The organism is Halomonas sp. DP4Y7-1, from assembly GCF_019800705.1.
Classification (GTDB): domain Bacteria; phylum Pseudomonadota; class Gammaproteobacteria; order Pseudomonadales; family Halomonadaceae; genus Halomonas; species Halomonas litopenaei_A.
On sequence record NZ_JAHVKS010000001.1, the window covers coordinates 75,607 to 91,736 of the forward strand.

The window sequence follows — 16,130 nt, forward strand, 5'->3', positions numbered from 1 at the left end:
TTACATCTCCTCCGGCGCGCCGACGCCCATCAGGTCAAGCCCATTACGCAGCACCTGGCGGGCGGCAAGGCCCAGTGCCAGGCGAGCATTGCGCAAGGCAGCGTCGTCGACCATGACCTTGCAGGCGTTGTAGCAGCTGTGGAAATCGGCAGCGAGGTCCTGCAAGTACTGGGCAATCTGCTGGGGCTCGCGAGCCTTGGCGGCGTGTTCGACCACCTCGGGGTAGCGGGCCAGGCGATTGAGCAGCGCCTTTTCCTGATCCGCTTCGAGCAGGCCCAGATTGGCCATGCCCGTGGCGTGGTCGAAGGCCAGGCCTTCGCTCTCAGCCTTGCGCAGCACGCTGCAGACGCGGGCGTGGGCGTACTGCACGTAGTAGACCGGGTTGTCATTGGACTGGGAGCGCGCCAGATCAATGTCGAAGGTCAGCTGGGAGTCTGCCCGCCTGGCAGCGAGGAAGAAACGGGTGGCATCTCGCCCGACCTCATCGATCAGGTCTCGCAGGGTGACATAGCTTCCTGCGCGCTTGGACAGCTTGACCTCGACCCCTGAACGGGTCACCAGCACCATCTGGTGCAGCACGTAGTCGGGCCAGCCCTTGGGAATACCCACGTCCAGGGCTTGCAGCCCTGCGCGGACCCGGGTCACGGTGGAATGGTGGTCGGCCCCCTGCTCATTGACGACGGTGGTGAAGCCCCGTTGCCACTTGTCGAGGTGGTACGCCACATCCGGCAGGAAGTAGGTGTAGCCGCCCTCGCTCTTGCGCATTACCCGGTCCTTGTCATCGCCAAAGTCCGTGGTGCGCAGCCACTGAGCGCCTTCCTGCTCATAGGTGTGACCATTCTCTGCCAGGCGTCGTGCGGTTTCCTCGACCTTGCCGTCTTCGTACAGCGAGGACTCCAGGAAGTACACGTCGAAGCTGACGCCGAAGGCACGCAGGTCGAGGTCCTGCTCCCGGCGCAGATAGGCGACGGCGAAGTCGCGGATGGCCTCGAGGTCATCGGGGTCGCCCTTGCCGGTCACATGGCGGTCGTCGGCATGGACGGTGTTACCGGCCAGGTAGGCGTTGGCCACGTCGGTGATATAGTCGCCGCGGTAGCCGTCCTCCGGCCATCCTGCGTCGTCTGGCCCGAGCCCCTTGGCGCGGGCCTGGACGGACAGCGCCAGGTTGCTGATCTGAGCGCCTGCATCGTTGTAGTAGAACTCGCGGGTGACGTCGTAGCCGGTGGCCTCAAGCAGGCGACACAGGCAGTCGCCGACGGCAGCGCCACGGCCATGTCCGACGTGCAGCGGGCCGGTCGGGTTGGCCGAGACGAACTCGACCTGCACCTTCTCTCCCTGGCCTGTCAGGCTGCGGCCGAACGTATCGCCAGCATCCAGCACGTGGCGCACGACCTGGGCAGCGGCGTCCGTGGCGGCGAAGAAGTTGATGAAGCCTGGGCCCGCGATGTCGACCTTGGCGACAGCATCGCTTTGCGGGAGGGCGGCCACCAGTTTTTCCGCTACCTGGCGCGGGGCTGACTTGGCGGGCTTGGCCAGCATCAAGGCGAGGTTGGTGGCGTAGTCACCGTGAGCCTTGTCCTTGGTCGGATCGACCTTGTAGGTGGGGGCGAGTTCCTGGGGAATGACTTCCTGCTGCTTGAGCTCGGCAAGGGCGGCATCCAGCAGCGCAACGATAGTGTCTTTCATGAGGCGTCTATGTCCTGTGGCACGGTGGCCGAGCGCGGCGATCAGGGCGCCAGTCGGCAGGCAGACCGTGCATTATCGATGATTGCGTCCAGCCTTTAAAGGCCGGACGTCTGCTCATGGAAATTCCGGGTCAGCTCAGGCTCTGAGGGTCGACATCGATCGACCAACGAACGCGTCGGGCGTCGGGCCAGGCCTCTAGCCGCTGTGCCAGCCACGCCAGGGCAGGGTGCAGCTGACTGCGCTTGTCAGACATCAGCGCCAGCTGCAAGTGGTAGCGATTCTGTCGCCGCTCCATGGGGGCGGGCACTGGGCCGAGGCAGTCGAGTTCGAGCGCCTGTTGCTTGATGTGATCGCGCAATTCGCGGGCGAGCTCTCGTGCCAGGGTGGTCAGTGCCTCTTCTCGAGGCCCCTCCATGCGCAGCAGGGCCATGAAACGGTAGGGAGGAAGGGCGGCGATGCGTCGCTCATCCAGCAGTGTCTGGGCCAGAGCGTCATAGCCCCGGTCTGCCAGCAAACGAAGGTTCGGGTCGTCCGGGTGCATGGTCTGTACCAGCACTCTGCCAGGGTGGGCCGCGCGCCCGGCGCGGCCCGCCACCTGCTCGAGCAGCTGGGCGGAATGCTCGAGGGCACGAAAGTCGCTGGCATAGAGACCTGCATCGGCATTGACCACGACCACCAGAGTGACGTGAGGCAGATGGTGTCCCTTGGCCAGCATCTGAGTGCCCACCAGGATGGCCGGCTCGCCCCGGCGCACCTCCGTCAGCATCTTCTCCAGGGCATCCTTGGTACGGGTACTGTCACGATCGATACGATGCACGGGAATGTCGGGAAAGCTCTCGGCCAGGCTTTCCTCGGTGCGCTCGGTGCCGCTGCCCAGCGGGCGCAGGTCAGCACTGCCACACTCTGGGCAGGCGTCGGGAAGTACCCGCCGGCGGTCGCAGTGATGGCAGGCCAGCATGGGAGGCTGGCGATGCCACGTCATGCGTGCATCGCAATGATCGCAGTCCGCCATCCAGCCGCAAGCATGGCAGGACAGGGTAGGGGCAAAGCCGCGGCGATTGATGAACACAAGGACCTGATGTCCGGCGCTCAGAGTGGCCTTGATGGCGTCGATAACCGGTGGAATCAGGCCGCCGCGGCGAGTGCGCCCCTTCAGGTCGACAAGCTCCAGGCGAGCGGGAGCGTGGCGGGTCGCTCGCTGGGTCAGCCGCAGGTGGGCGTAGTCCCCAGTCAACGCGCGATGCAGGCTTTCCAATGAGGGTGTTGCGCTACCCAATAGCAGTGGGATCTGGTCGCGCTTGGCGCGCACCACCGCCAGGTCTCGCGCATGGTAGCGCAGTCCGTCCTGCTGCTTGAAGGAGCCGTCGTGCTCTTCATCGACGATGATCAGGCCTGGCCTCGCCAGCGGCGTAAAGATGGCCGAGCGGGTGCCGATGATGATCAGCGCTCTGCCGCTGGCAGCCGCTTCCCAGGCATCCAGGCGTTCATGGTCGGTCAGACCGGAGTGTAGCGCGACGACGGGCACACGAAAGCGCTGGCGGAAGCGTCCCAGGGTCTGGGGGGTAAGCCCGATTTCCGGAATCAGCACCAAGGTCTGGCGACCTTTGGCCGCGACGGCCTCGATCAGCTGCAGGTAGACCTCGGTCTTGCCGCTTCCCGTGACACCGTGCAGCAGACACGGGTGAAAGCGATCCAGGCCCTGGTGCAACCGATTGAGCGCTTTCGCCTGTTCGTCGTTCAGGCTGAGGGCGGGGCTGGCGAGCAGGCCCTTGGTGTCGTCCGTGGGGGCCGCGGCGAGCGCTTCCTCATGGCGGATGATCAGTCCCTTGGCTTCCAGGGAGCCCAGCTGGTCTCGGCTGAAGGACTGTGCCAGGACCACCTGGGTCGTCAGGCCGTGAGGATGCTGGCCCAGCATCTCGAGCAGTGCGGCCTGGCGAGGCGCGCGTCCCAGTCGCGAGCGGTCGGCGTTGGCATTGATCATCCAGCGCTCACGGGTGCGGGCCTGTAGTGGTCGGCCCTGGCGGAGGAGCACCGGCATGGCATGTGCCAGGGTGTCGCCCAGCGCATGTTGATAGTAGCGTGCGGTGAACCGGCACAGCCAAAGCCAGTCCGCCGGTAGCGGCGTACTGTCGATGCAGCTCTGAATGGGCTTCAGTTTGTCCAGTGGGAAGTCGCTGTCATCGGCGCAGGCCACGATGACGCCCACCACCTGCCGACGACCGAATTCAACGCGCACGCGCAGGCCCTCCTGCCAGCCGTCGGGCGGAACTGGGCCGCCAGGACGGTAGTCGAACAGTCTGCGCAGAGGTGAGGGAATAGCAATGCGCAGTACGCGCGGGGCAGGGGTGTCAGGCAATTGGCCTCCACAATGAAGTCTGCTAGAATGCTCCGCCGCCTGTAACAGGCAGGCGGTTCACCGGCCGGCACGGTGGTGCGTCACAGCATGCACGATGGCCGTGCCATTACCCGTATGCGGTGCCTGGCAATGGATCAGGTGGCGGCATACCGAAAAGTGAGGTTCACGATGAAACAAGGTATCCACCCGGATTACAAGACGGTCAACGCGACTTGCTCCTGCGGCGCCAGCTTCGAAGTCGGCTCCACTGTCGGTCACGACCTGCACCTGGACGTCTGCTCTCAGTGCCACCCCTTCTACACTGGCAAGCAGAAGCAGGCTACCACCGGTGGCCGCGTCGAGCGCTTCAACAAGCGCTTCGGTGCTGCACTCAAGCGTTGATCGTCTGATGGGCGCCGTCGTTAGGTGACGGCGCAATGTCATGATGACGCTCGGGCTTTGCCCGTCACAAACCCGCCAGCATTGGCGGGTTTGTTGTATCTGGAGGACGCATCGCACCACGTTTCTGGGTATCGCTGTTGCGGCGCATCAATGCGTAAGATGTCGCTGAGGTCTAGTCTTCTAAGGACTGTTGCGTCGCTCGGCTGATGGATTCAGCGCTTTGTTAGACGTTGGTGCAATGCAGCAAAAGTTGTCGACATTGTCAGCGAACATCTTCAAACGAGCGTGTAAATATCGCTTTTGGTGCCAATGTTGAGAAATGGAATATTTTTCTATATTGTGTGGCCACGTTCCACAAGGATATCCGGACACCAAGCATGACAGACGCAAAGAAGCAGGCTGCGCTGGACTATCACGCACTTCCCATTCCCGGCAAGCTGTCGGTCGAGCTGACCAAACCGACGGCCACCGCCAAGGACCTGGCGCTTGCCTATAGTCCTGGCGTGGCGGAGCCCGTCCGCGAAATCGCTCGGGACCCGGAGAATGCCTATCGCTATACCGGCAAGGGCAACACCGTCGCGGTGATTTCCGATGGCACTGCCATCCTTGGCCTTGGCAACCTCGGTCCGCTGGCCAGCAAGCCGGTCATGGAAGGCAAGGGGGTGCTGTTCAAGTGCTTTGCCGGCATCAACTCGGTCGATATCGAGGTCGATGCCGAGAGTCCGCAGGCGTTCATCGACACGGTGGCACGCATTGCCGACAGCTGGGGTGGCATTAATCTCGAGGACATCAAGGCGCCGGAGTGTTTCGAGATCGAGCAAGCCCTGGTCGAGCGCTGCAAGATTCCGGTCTTCCATGATGACCAGCACGGTACCGCCATCGTGACGGCGGCGGGCATGCTGAATGCGCTCGATATCGCCGGCAAGTCGCTTGAGCAGGCGCGGATCGTCTGTATGGGGGCTGGTGCTGCTGCGATTGCCTGCATGAAGCTGCTGGTGGCTTGTGGGGCCAATCCCGCCAACCTGGTGATGCTCGACCGCAAGGGAGTCATCCATAGCGGGCGGGAAGACCTGAATCAGCACAAGGCGATGTTTGCGGTGGATACCGACAAGCGCACACTGGACGACGCCATCGATGGCGCGGATGTCTTTATCGGCCTGTCCGGCCCCGGCCTGATGACGGCCGACCATATCCGCAAGATGGCCAAGGACCCCATCGTCTTTGCCTGCACCAACCCGGATCCCGAGATTCATCCCGACCTGGCCCGGGAAACCCGCCCGGACGTCATCATGGCGACGGGGCGGTCTGACTACCCCAACCAGGTCAATAATGTGCTGGGTTTCCCGTTCATCTTCCGTGGCGCGCTGGATGTGCGTGCCACCCGCATCAACGAGGAGATGAAGGTAGCGGCGGTCCATGCGCTCAAGGACCTTGCCCGCGAGCCTGTTCCTCAGGCGGTGCTGGATGCCTACGAGCGTGACGCCATGAGCTTTGGCCGGGAATACATCATTCCGACCCCGGTGGATGTGCGCCTGCTGGAGCGAGTGACCTCCGCCGTCGCCCAGGCGGCTGTCGACTCAGGGGTGGCACGCAAGCCCTATCCTTCGCACTATCCGCTGAAGACCATCGACGACGTCTACGGCAGCTGAGCGCCGTCTCAAGCGTGGCTCTCTGGTCATGCGGTAATGAAAAAGCCCTCCACTGGAGGGCTTTTTTTGTCTGTGCTTTTTTGTATGTGTGGGCTCGATCAGGGAGCGCAGTGCTTGGTGTGTCGAGAGCGGCTGGTTCACCAACGCTGGCATGGGCGCTGATCCAGGCTGACGTCGTCTTAGAACTCGTAGCGTAATGAGGCTGACGTAATTCGATCCGTCCGTGCTTCGGCGTCTTCGGGTGGATCCGAGTTGTGCTTTATCTCATGCGACAGTCGCAGCGACATGTGCGCATTGATCCGGGTATCCAGTGCGGTATAGGAGCGTAGCGTCGAGTTCTTGCGCGTGGTCTCGACCGAGAGTTCCTGTTCAAGACTGGCGCTGGCGCTCAGGATGTAGCCGGCTTCCATGGCGCCGTAGGCGACGGCCAGGCGCTGATCGTCCTCGTCGGGCAGGATGTCTGCGCGATAGCCTGGGCCTGCCTCAAGCTCAAGGTGGGCACGGGGAGAGTCGAGGATCTGCCGGCCGTAACCGGTAATGGCGGTGAACTGATGATCGTAGCCGCTGAAACGGTCCTTTTCCCAGCGACCGAAGGCAAACAGATAGTGAGGACCTACCAGCTCGCGGCGCTGACGAAACGAGGTCATGTAGCGTTCGGCGCTGGTTTCACTGTCCTCGCTGGCATGGCGGGCTTCGGCCCGAAAGCGCGATAGCCAGGCGCCGTTGAGCCAGGTTAGCTGGGTCTTGCCCAGCACGGTCTCGGTGTTGGTATTGCCGGAGAGGCGGGTATAGCCAAATTCGACATGCCCGATAAAGTCGGGAGCGTCGTCGTTCGGCGCCGCAGGGGCGTAGAAGGAATCGGCCAGGGATGGCGATATCGGCACAAAAAGCCCAAAGAAGCACAGTGTGGCTGCCAGCGTGCGTAAGCGGGAAAGCACCATGTGGTGGTCACCTGGATAAGGCTAGGGGAAGAGATCAGGATGCCGCCATGGCGGCAGTCGTGCTTCTCCCCCGGGCGGGGGAGAAGCGACTTGCGGGATGAGGCTAGAAGATAGCTTCGTAGGCGCCAGTGCCCTGGGAGCCGCTGTGACGCTCCACGGCGCTTTCCACGCGACGGGGCTGGACACTGGGCATGTGATCTTCGTCGAAGATTTCCTCGATGCCACCGCCCTGGTTGTCGCCGAGTAATCGGCCGGTGTTGGCGTCTACGCGGGCCGTTACGATACCCGGCGGCTGCGGCGGAATGTTCTCCGGCTTGCCCGCCAGCGCCTGGCCCATGAAGTCGACCCAGATCGGCAGTGCGGCCTGGGCGCCGTACTCCGCCGTGGGAGTGTTGTCGTCCTTGCCGACCCATACGGTGGTGGCGTAGTCGCCGTTGAAGCCCGCGAACCAGGCGTCGCGCTGATCGTTGGTGGTGCCGGTCTTGCCGACGATATCGCTGCGCTCAAGGGAGAGCGCGCGACGAGCGGTGCCGCGTTCGACCACGTCACGCAACATGTCACGCAGCAGGTAGACCGCGCGGGCATTGGCCACCCGCGGAGCGACTTCATAGGTCTTGCCGTCGATCTCGGTGGTGCTTTGTCCTTCCTCGCACTCACGGCATGCCACCCGCGGGCTTGCCTCTTCCACCAGTGTCTGCTGCTCACCTTGGGTAATCTTTTCGATAAACCAGGGTGTGACGCGGAAGCCGCCGTTGGCAAGCACGGCGTAGGCATTGGTCATCTCCAGTGGCGTCAGGCTGGCGCTACCCAGAGCCAGCGACAGACCGTTAGGCAGACGCTCTCGGGAGAAGCCGAAGTCGACCAGAAAATCGATGGTGCGATCGAGGCCAATGCTTTGCAGCAGGCGGATGGTGACCAGGTTGCGCGATCGTGCCAGACCAGTGCGCAGACGGGTCGGGCCAAGGAAGTCGCCGCTGGAGTTCGATGGGCGCCACAGTTCGTTGCTGCCATCGTTGAGCACGACGGGGGCGTCGTTGATCACGGTGGCGGGGGTCACATCGCCGCTGTTGAGGCCTGCCAGGTAGATAAACGGCTTGAAGATCGAGCCCGCCTGGCGACGTGCCTGAATGGCGCGGTTGAACTTGCTGGCATCGAAATCAAAGCCCGCCTGCAGGGCCAGAATCGCGCCAGTCTTGGGATCCATCACCACCAGCGAGCCTTCCGCATCGGGCTGCTGGGAGAGTCGCCAGCTGTCGTCTTCGCGCTGCAGAATACGCACGAGATCACCGCGACTGGCGATCTGGGAGGCTGCCGTGGGCTTGGCCCCACGATAGCGAGCGCTCTTGTAAGGTGCTGCCCACTCAAGGCCCGCCCAGTCCAGGGTGATCAGCTGGCTGTCGTGGGTAAGAACCTTCATTTCACGGCCGTCGGTCGCCACCACAATGGCGGGCTCCAGGGGGCCGAAGGAGGGGGTGCGCTCGAGCACTTGCAGCCAGTTGCTGACGTCGCCATCGATGCCTTCGACCGTTGTCTGACTGCGTTCTGCGGCACGACGAGCGGTCTCCATCACCTCGGGTGAGCCAGACAGCTCTTCTTCCAGGCCAGTGCGCTCGGTCTGGTCTTGCGCTTCTGCCAGACTTTGCGGGATATCGGTGTCTTCCGGGCCGCGCCAGCCGTGGCGGGTATCGTAGGCGATCAGGCCATTGGCCAGCGCCTGCCGCGCCATGGGCTGCAGCTCGCTGTCGATGGTCGTGGTGATGCGATAGCTGCCGGTATAGGCCTCGTCACCGAAACGTTCGGTGGCGAACTGCCGCGCCATCTCCGCGACATAATCGGCCTGAACTTCGGCACGGGCGACGTGACGGCTAGCCGTGATCGGGGCCTGGACGGCGTCGTCGTAGGCTGCCTGGTCGATATACCCGAGCTCGCGCATGCGGAACAGGATCCAGTTGCGGCGAATCAGAGCGCGTTCGGCATTGGCCAGCGGGTTGAAGGACGAAGGAGCCTTGGGCAGCCCGGCAATCATGGCGCTTTCGGCCAGGGTCAGTTCGTCCAGCGGCTTGTCATAATAGACCTCTGCCGCAGCGGCAATGCCGTAGGCGCGGTGGCCGAGGAAGATCTTGTTGACGTACAGCTCCATGATTTCCTGCTTGGACAGAATCTGTTCCATCTGCAGCGACAGCAGGATTTCACGCAGCTTGCGGGTAAAGGTGCGGTCCAACGTCAGTAGATAGTTTCTCGCTACCTGCATGGTGATGGTCGAACCCCCGGACTGGGGCGTGCCGCCGCTGGTGATCAGCTGCTTGACGGCCCGCGCCAGCCCTTTCGGATCCACCCCCGGGTGTTCAAAGAACGCCGCGTCCTCAGCGGCCATCAGGGCCTGCAGCATGGGCTCGGGGATCTCATCGAAATCGACAGGCATGCGGCGTTCCTCGCCGAATTCGCCAATCAGCTGGTTGTCCCTGGTGTAGATGCGCAGCGGGGTCTGCAGCTCGAAGTCCTGCAGCTGGCGGACATCGGGAAGACCGGGCGCAAAATAGAGGGCGGCACCAACGACACCCAAGGCTGCTGCGGCGCCCAGTGAGATCACTAGCCACACGGCAGAGAATAAGAGCGTTCTGAGATACTTCATGAAATCGCGGTGTCCATGCTGAAAACGAAAACGGCGGGGTATATCACTGAAAAAGGCAATCCTTTGCGTCGGCCATTATAGGAACTGGGCGCAGCCGTCACCACCTTTGTGACGAATTACCCGCCTTGTTGCACAAAGTCGTGGCATAGATCAGTAACCTCTTGCCTACGGTTGGCTAGGCTGGCACCACGGTAATGTGCATCGGGTGCATGCCATAGCTGCGGATGCGACGACGACATGTGGTTTACCTCAAGGGCCAATGGCCTGGTGGGTGTGGATATCACGTCTGCCACGGTCAAGCTGATCGAGCTTGAGTCGGTAGCGGGTGGCCACCGAGTGGTCAGCCATGCGGTGGGACCCTTGCGCCAGGGAGCCGTGGTCGAACGCCGTATTCGCGATATGGGCGAGGTGATCGAGGTCCTGTCCCGTGTCGTCGAGCGCGCCGCCCCGCGCAGTCGGCATGCCGCCGTGGCGGTCCCTTCTGGAGCAGCGATCACACGCTTGCTGCGTTTCCCGGCGGACTTGAACGAGGACCAGGTCGAAGCCCGTATCGAGTGGGAGTCTGACAAGCACATTCCGTTTCCGTTCCGTGAGGTGGCATTCGACTTTCAATGCCTCGGTGAGTGTGTCGATGATCCGGCATATCGGGAGTGGTTGCTGGTGGCGTGTCGACGCCACGATGTCGAGCAATTGACCCAGGCGCTGGAGGCCAGTGGGCTGGTGCCGGCCGCCGTCGACGTGGAGAACTTTGCCATCGAACGAGCCATGGCTGGGCTCTATCGGCGTCTGCAGATGGGGGATGAGGCCTTGGCGCTGGTGGATGTTGGTGCCTATCTCAATGCGCTGCATGTGCTTGAGGCAGGGCGGATCATCTATAGCCACGACAGTCTTTACGGCGGCATGCAGTTGACCGAGGCCATCCAGCGTCACTACGGCATGAGTCTTGATGAAGCGGGTTTCGCCAAGAAACGCGGCGGCTTGCCGGGGGACTATGGGCAGGCCGTGCTGCTGCCGTTTCTCGATACCTTGATCGGCCATATCGAAAACTCGCTCCAGCTCTATCGCGTGTCGGGGGGATTTCGCCCGCTGAGTCGCCTGTTGGTGGCGGGGGGCACCAGCCTGATCGGCGGCTTCGCCGAACGGCTATCTGAGTCGATCGGATTGCCGGTCAGCCTGGTCGATCCGCTGGAGGGCATGAGCATTGCATCATCCCTGGACGTCGACGCCGTGCGCGCCGAGGCCCCCGCGCTGCTGACCGCCTGTGGCCTGGCGCTGAGGGGGCGGGCATGAGCCGGGTGCGCATCAATCTGCTCGATTGGCGCGACGCGGCCAGGGTGCGGCGTACCCATGGCTTCTGGCTGACGGTGGTCATGGCTGCAGCAGCAGGCGTGGGAGTGGCCTTGCTGGCGTCGCTGTGGCTGCAGTGGCAGCTGTCGTTGATGGCTGAGCGCGACCAGCACCTGCAGCAGGCGATGACGCAGCTCGAGGCAACGTCGCGGGAAATGGCGGACCTTGACCGGCAGCTGGCGCTGCTTGACCAGGAAGAGGCACTGCTGTCTCGCTTGCAGGACCAGCGTCGGCAGACCCTGGATGTGGTCAATGGTCTGGCTGCGACGCTGGTCAATGGCGTGCGTTATGACCGGGTCGAGCGCCGCGATAATGCGCTTATCCTCGAGGGGGAGGCGGTCGACAGTGCGCGCCTGGTCGAGCAGCTGCGTGCCCTTGAGCGAGTGCCGACGTTCCTGGAGCCGCAGCTGTCTCGGGTAGGGGCACAGCATGGTCGCCAGCACTTTGTCGTGCAGTTGCAGCTGGCGTCCCACGCCGTCGAGAGGCCAAGGCCATGATGCCGTCACTGGATAGGCGCAGGGCGGTGGGGCATGGGGCCGACGCGATAGCGGGGGTGCCATCATCGCGCTCCCGGTGGCTGCGCCTAAGGGAAGAGTGGCGTCGCTTGGGTGTGGTCGACTGGCGACGGTTGGAGCTGGGTGAGGCCGGGCGCTGGCCATGGATGTTGCGCGTGCTGGTGGGCTCCAGCGCCTTTTGCGTTGCGCTTGTTGTGACGCTGGTGTGCTACGTGCGACCGCTAGCGATACGCCTGGAGCAGCTTGAGCTGCAGGAGCAGCAGGCGATCGGGGAGTTTGAAGCGCGGGCGCGTGAGCTGGCGGAGCTGGATCGCATGAAGCGCGTGCTGGTGAATCTGGATCAGATGGTCAGCGAGCGTCGGCAGATGCTGCCGGATGGGGCTGATATCCCCTCGCTGCTTGAAGGTATCGGGGATGAGGCCAGAGCCCGGGGGCTGGCACTGCAGGAGCTGGCGCTGGGGCAGCCTCGTCCGCTGGCGCTCTATGTGGAGCGTCCCTTCGAGCTGCGGGTGCGGGGGGGATATCACGCCATCGGTGGCTTTATCGCTGACCTCGCCAATCTGCCGCGCTTGGTGACCATTCACGACTTCAGTCTGCTGCCCGTGGAAGGCCAGCTTGAGCTGAGTGCTCGGGTGCAGACCTACAGTATTGGCGATGCGTCGGCCGCCGCTGTGCGAGTCTCCGATGAGCAGGTACGGCGTCAATGAGCAGCCGCTGTCGGGGAGAGTTCACCCGTCTGTGGCTGCTTCTGGCCTGTGGCGTGACGGGCTGTGTCTTGACGGGCTGTGAACACGACAGCCTGGAAGCGTTGGATGAACGACTGGCGGCGGCGCTGACCACCGAATGGCGCCAGCCGGCAGGAGAGCTGCCTGAGAGCGTTGAGCTTCCGATTCTTCACTACCTGTATGCCGAGTCGAGAAGCCCCTTTCGCTTCGCCGGCCAGGTGCAGCGCGATCCCCAAGGGTTGGCCGCCTTTGCTCTGGACGAATTGACCCTGGTCGGGGTGCTGGAGCGCCAGTCCCAGCGCTGGGCCTTGTTCGAGACGCCTGGAGGGCGGGTGCATGCCGTAATGGAGGGGCAGTCGCTGGCCTCTCCAGCGGTCAAGGTGGCGGCCATCGAACCCGATGCGGTCAGGCTGGAAGCCGATGATCCGGAGCATTATGCCTGGCGGGATCGCCTGGTGTCGGTGGGCGAAGGGCCAGCAGGGTCCGTCGTCGCCACAGCAACTCAATGACGCGGGGCGAACATGCAGAGACTGATGAAATCATGGCGCAGCCCGATGAAGGGCCGCAAGCACCGCAGGCGGGGGCTGTTGCTCTGGCTCGTGCCGGTCATCTTGGGAGTGGCGTCCTGCAGCGTGCAGGCGGCAGATTATCCGCAGGCGGACTATCAGGGCGCGCCGATCACGCTGAACTTCCAGGATGTCGAGGTGCGTTCCGTGCTGTCGGTGCTGAGTGACTTCACCGGCCTCAATATCGTGGTCAGTGATAGCGTCAGTGGTCGCGTCACGCTGAATCTCGATAACGTGCCCTGGGACCAGGCCCTGGAGATGGTGCTGCAGACCCAGGGGCTGGGTAGTCGCCGCCAGGGCGATATCCTGCTGGTGGCCCCGGTGGCGGAGCTTGCCGAGCGGGACCGGCTCTCGTTGGAGGCCGCTTCTCGACGCGACCTGTTGGAACCGCTGGTGACGGAGCATGTCGAGGTGCGCTATGCCAAGGCCAGTGAGCTGGCTGCGCTGCTGCGAGGTGAGAGTGGCTTTGGTCTGCTGACCGAGCGCGGCAGGGTCGCCACGGATCCGCGCACCAACACCTTGCTGATCCAGGATGTGCCGGCTCAGCTGCTCGAGATCAGAAGAACCCTGGCGCGGCTCGATGTACCGGTCAAGCAGGTACAGATCTCGGCGCGTATCGTCGTCGCCAGGGACAATACCGCCGAGGAAGTCGGCGTCAACTGGGGTGTCAGCAGTCGCCATGGCAAGACCGTCGGCGATAGTGGGGATATCACCATCGGGGATGTGATTTCGGGCAATCGAGGGGATACCTACGGCGGCATGTCCGTGGACCTGGGAGATGCCCTGGAAGCGGGTAACTCTTTCAACATCGGCTATCTGGCCGGTGACGTGCTGCTGGACCTGGAGCTTCGAGCGCTGGAGAGCGAAGGCAAGAGCCAGACCATTTCCGAGCCCAGGGTGATCACTTCCAATCAGCATACGGCGCTGATCAAGCAGGGTACGGAGATTCCCTACCAGGAGTCCACTTCCAGTGGCGCCACTAACGTGGAGTTCAAGGAGGCCGTGCTGGCGCTGGAGGTAACGCCACAGATCACCGGTGACGACCGGGTGGTGATGGATCTGACCATCAACAACGATACCTTGGCCGAGCAGAGCGTCGACGGCGAGCCCGCTATTGATACCAACGAGATTCAGACCCAGGTGCTGGTGGATGACGGTGAAACCGTGGTGTTGGGCGGAATTTTGACCACGCAGCAGCTGCATACCCTCTACAAGACCCCCTTGCTGGGTGACCTGCCGGTGCTGGGTAGGCTTTTTCGCTATACCGAGGACGTCAACGATAAGGTAGAGTTGTTGGTATTCATTACACCCCGGATACTCGACGACGGCCTGGCGAATCACTGATGCAGGATGTACCGAACCTGATTCTGATAGGCCCCATGGGGGCTGGAAAGAGCACCATCGGCCGCCTGCTGGCGGCCGAATTGTCACGTCCCTTCTACGACAGCGACCATGAGATCCAGGCACGCTGCGGCGCGGATATTCCCTGGATCTTCGATGTCGAGGGCGAGAGTGGCTTTCGTGATCGTGAGAGCAGCATGATCAGCGAGCTGGTCGATTACGACCAGGTCGTCATTGCCACGGGTGGTGGCGCCGTGCTGCGCGAGGAAAATCGACAGTGCATCCGGGAGGGTGGCACCGTCATCTATCTCTATACCACCGTGGAACAGCAGCTCAAGCGTACCGCCAAGGATCGCAACCGTCCGCTGTTGCAGCGCGGTGATCGCGAGCAGCTTTTGCGTGACATGTTTGCGCTGCGCGACCCGCTGTATCGTGCCACCGCCGACCTGGTAGTGCGTACGGATCGCCGCGGACCGCGCTCCGTGGTCAACGATATCGTGCGGCGTGTCCATCGTCTTCTCGACCCCCTGACTTGCAAGGCTTCCTCATGACCACCGCATCGATTGCTGATCCCTTGTCGTTGAATGTCTCCCTGGGAGAGCGTAGCTACCCCATCTATATCGGTGCGGGACTGATGGATCAGGGCGAGCGCCTGGTCTCGCATCTGTCCGGGCGGCAGGTGATGGTAGTGACCAATGAGACCGTGGCGGCGCACTACCTTGAGCGCCTGACGACGGCGCTCACCCGGGCGGACGAAACGCTGCGTATCGAAACCCTGGTACTGCCCGATGGGGAGGCGTACAAGAATATCGAAGGGGTGTCGCGCATCTGGGATGCCTTGCTGGAGGCTGGCTTCAACCGCCGCTCTACGCTCGTGGCCCTGGGGGGCGGGGTGATCGGGGATATGGTCGGGTATGCCGCCGCGTCTTATCAGCGTGGCATCTCGTTCATTCAGGTGCCGACCACGCTGTTGTCTCAGGTGGACTCTTCGGTGGGAGGCAAGACCGGGGTCAATCATCCCTTGGGCAAGAATATGATTGGTGCCTTCTGGCAGCCCCGTGCCGTGCTGATCGATACGGCGACGCTGGCAACGCTGCCCCAGCGGGAGTTGTCCGCCGGGCTTGCCGAGGTGATCAAGTACGGCTTTATCTACGATCGCGCTTTTCTCGAATGGCTGGAGCAGCAACTCGACGCGCTGCGTCGGCTGGATGACGCGGCTCTGGCCACGGCCATCGAGCGAAGCTGTGCGATCAAGGCCGAGATCGTGGCCCTGGATGAAACCGAGCAAGGTGTTCGGGCGCTGTTGAATCTGGGCCATACCTTTGGTCATGCCATCGAGGCCCATATGGGCTACGGTGCCTGGTTGCACGGCGAGGCAGTGGGAGCGGGCATGATGATGGCTGCCGACCTGTCGATGCGGCTCGGATTTATCGATAGCGAAGCGGTCGACCGCACACGGCGGCTGATTGAGCGCTGTGGACTCCCGGTGTCGGCGCCGGCCGAGATGAGTGTGGAGGACTTCGTGTCACGCATGAAGCTCGACAAGAAAAATCTCGACGATGGCATTCGACTGATCCTGCTGCAGGAGCTCGGCAAGGCCTGCGTCCATGATCAGACGCCATCCGCGGTCCTTCACGATTGCATCAAGGAGTTCCCGCGTTGCTGATGCTGGGCTGCGGCAGGGGGTAGTGCCCGACCGGTTTTGCTCGAGCGTGGATCGCCGGCGCCCGCCATTGTGCGGGCGTTTGCGTGTCTGAGGGTAGCGTCGCTCGCGACAGACTGATGCAAGGGGGGGGATTCCGTCAGTCTGTCAGCCAGTCACAGGCAGTTAGAGCGGCTGGCGAGCAGGTTCACGAACAGCGTTCATGCGTCGATCAGTATGTCATATGCCTGATCGGCATGGGGTGTCGACAGTTTTTGCGACTAAAGTCTAGTGGCGAAATTGGGGTAGTCGAACTTGCTGGAAAACACTTCCAAGTGGTTGACCTGAT

General features: G+C 62.9%; 13 protein-coding genes. 9 read left to right on the plus strand and 4 right to left on the minus strand.

What is annotated here, in order from left to right; genetic code table 11:
* Nucleotides 1-1,686, minus strand: coding sequence for an arginine--tRNA ligase (gene argS, locus KUV72_RS00320; RefSeq protein WP_222237066.1), 1,686 nt, complete (start codon nucleotides 1,684-1,686; stop codon nucleotides 1-3).
* Nucleotides 1,687-1,816: 130 nt separating this feature from the next.
* On the minus strand, nucleotides 1,817-4,042 hold the full coding sequence (locus KUV72_RS00325; protein ID WP_222237067.1) for a primosomal protein N': 2,226 nt from the start codon (nucleotides 4,040-4,042) through the stop codon (nucleotides 1,817-1,819).
* Nucleotides 4,043-4,210: 168 nt separating this feature from the next.
* Between KUV72_RS00325 and rpmE the strand changes: the two genes are divergently transcribed.
* Together rpmE and KUV72_RS00335 are read left to right on the plus strand one after the other, a co-directional pair.
* Nucleotides 4,211-4,423 (plus strand): 50S ribosomal protein L31, encoded by a 213-nt coding sequence (gene rpmE / locus KUV72_RS00330; protein WP_206940235.1) that lies wholly within the window; start codon nucleotides 4,211-4,213, stop codon nucleotides 4,421-4,423.
* A gap of 377 nt (nucleotides 4,424-4,800) precedes the next feature.
* The gene (locus KUV72_RS00335; protein WP_206940233.1) at nucleotides 4,801-6,072 is read left to right on the plus strand and encodes a malic enzyme-like NAD(P)-binding protein; all 1,272 of its coding nucleotides are present in this window, start codon (nucleotides 4,801-4,803) and stop codon (nucleotides 6,070-6,072) included.
* A 179-nt stretch (nucleotides 6,073-6,251) separates the two neighbouring features.
* On the opposite strand, the gene KUV72_RS00340 is transcribed toward KUV72_RS00335, so the two are convergent.
* Nucleotides 6,252-7,013 (minus strand): YdiY family protein, encoded by a 762-nt coding sequence (locus tag KUV72_RS00340; protein WP_206940232.1) that lies wholly within the window; start codon nucleotides 7,011-7,013, stop codon nucleotides 6,252-6,254.
* A 103-nt stretch (nucleotides 7,014-7,116) separates the two neighbouring features.
* A complete protein-coding gene (locus tag KUV72_RS00345) occupies nucleotides 7,117-9,645 on the minus strand; it encodes a penicillin-binding protein 1A (RefSeq protein ID WP_206940230.1) in 2,529 nt (842 codons plus the stop codon).
* Nucleotides 9,646-9,882: 237 nt separating this feature from the next.
* Here KUV72_RS00345 and pilM point away from each other — a divergent pair, with 237 nt between their 5' ends.
* From pilM to aroB, 7 genes are read left to right on the plus strand one after another with little or no spacing between them, the layout of a single operon-like run.
* Nucleotides 9,883-10,935: a type IV pilus assembly protein PilM gene (gene pilM, locus KUV72_RS00350; protein ID WP_222237068.1), complete on the plus strand. Its 1,053-nt coding sequence runs from the start codon at nucleotides 9,883-9,885 to the stop codon at nucleotides 10,933-10,935.
* On the plus strand, nucleotides 10,932-11,489 hold the full coding sequence (locus KUV72_RS00355) for a PilN domain-containing protein (protein WP_222237069.1): 558 nt from the start codon (nucleotides 10,932-10,934) through the stop codon (nucleotides 11,487-11,489). Before pilM ends, KUV72_RS00355 begins: the two co-directional genes overlap by 4 nt.
* The gene (locus KUV72_RS00360) at nucleotides 11,486-12,214 is read left to right on the plus strand and encodes a type 4a pilus biogenesis protein PilO (protein ID WP_206940224.1); all 729 of its coding nucleotides are present in this window, start codon (nucleotides 11,486-11,488) and stop codon (nucleotides 12,212-12,214) included. Before KUV72_RS00355 ends, KUV72_RS00360 begins: the two co-directional genes overlap by 4 nt.
* Nucleotides 12,211-12,741, plus strand: coding sequence for a pilus assembly protein PilP (locus tag KUV72_RS00365; protein WP_222237070.1), 531 nt, complete (start codon nucleotides 12,211-12,213; stop codon nucleotides 12,739-12,741). Before KUV72_RS00360 ends, KUV72_RS00365 begins: the two co-directional genes overlap by 4 nt.
* Nucleotides 12,742-12,765: 24 nt before the next feature.
* Nucleotides 12,766-14,142, plus strand: a complete 1,377-nt coding sequence (locus KUV72_RS00370; protein ID WP_315857829.1) for a type IV pilus secretin PilQ — start codon at nucleotides 12,766-12,768, stop codon at nucleotides 14,140-14,142.
* Nucleotides 14,142-14,690 carry a shikimate kinase AroK gene (gene aroK, locus KUV72_RS00375; RefSeq protein WP_206940219.1) on the plus strand — a complete coding sequence of 183 codons (549 nt, stop codon included), beginning with the start codon at nucleotides 14,142-14,144 and terminating at the stop codon, nucleotides 14,688-14,690. The genes KUV72_RS00370 and aroK overlap by 1 nt, the downstream gene beginning before the upstream one ends.
* Nucleotides 14,687-15,805, plus strand: coding sequence for a 3-dehydroquinate synthase (aroB, locus tag KUV72_RS00380; RefSeq protein WP_222237072.1), 1,119 nt, complete (start codon nucleotides 14,687-14,689; stop codon nucleotides 15,803-15,805). Before aroK ends, aroB begins: the two co-directional genes overlap by 4 nt.
* Nucleotides 15,806-16,130 lie beyond the last annotated feature (325 nt).

What these genes read in the sequence shown, in the direction of transcription:
- rpmE (WP_206940235.1), top strand. Translation starts at nt 4,211, where the DNA reads ATGAAACAAGGTATCCACCCGGATTACAAGACGGTCAACGCGACTTGC.
- aroB (WP_222237072.1), top strand. Translation starts at nt 14,687, where the DNA reads ATGACCACCGCATCGATTGCTGATCCCTTGTCGTTGAATGTCTCCCTG.
- argS (WP_222237066.1), bottom strand. Translation starts at nt 1,686, where the DNA reads ATGAAAGACACTATCGTTGCGCTGCTGGATGCCGCCCTTGCCGAGCTC.
- KUV72_RS00345 (WP_206940230.1), bottom strand. Translation starts at nt 9,645, where the DNA reads ATGAAGTATCTCAGAACGCTCTTATTCTCTGCCGTGTGGCTAGTGATC.
- KUV72_RS00365 (WP_222237070.1), top strand. Translation starts at nt 12,211, where the DNA reads ATGAGCAGCCGCTGTCGGGGAGAGTTCACCCGTCTGTGGCTGCTTCTG.
- KUV72_RS00370 (WP_315857829.1), top strand. Translation starts at nt 12,766, where the DNA reads ATGAAATCATGGCGCAGCCCGATGAAGGGCCGCAAGCACCGCAGGCGG.
- KUV72_RS00360 (WP_206940224.1), top strand. Translation starts at nt 11,486, where the DNA reads ATGATGCCGTCACTGGATAGGCGCAGGGCGGTGGGGCATGGGGCCGAC.
- pilM (WP_222237068.1), top strand. Translation starts at nt 9,883, where the DNA reads ATGTGGTTTACCTCAAGGGCCAATGGCCTGGTGGGTGTGGATATCACG.
- KUV72_RS00355 (WP_222237069.1), top strand. Translation starts at nt 10,932, where the DNA reads ATGAGCCGGGTGCGCATCAATCTGCTCGATTGGCGCGACGCGGCCAGG.
- aroK (WP_206940219.1), top strand. Translation starts at nt 14,142, where the DNA reads ATGCAGGATGTACCGAACCTGATTCTGATAGGCCCCATGGGGGCTGGA.
- KUV72_RS00335 (WP_206940233.1), top strand. Translation starts at nt 4,801, where the DNA reads ATGACAGACGCAAAGAAGCAGGCTGCGCTGGACTATCACGCACTTCCC.
- KUV72_RS00340 (WP_206940232.1), bottom strand. Translation starts at nt 7,013, where the DNA reads ATGGTGCTTTCCCGCTTACGCACGCTGGCAGCCACACTGTGCTTCTTT.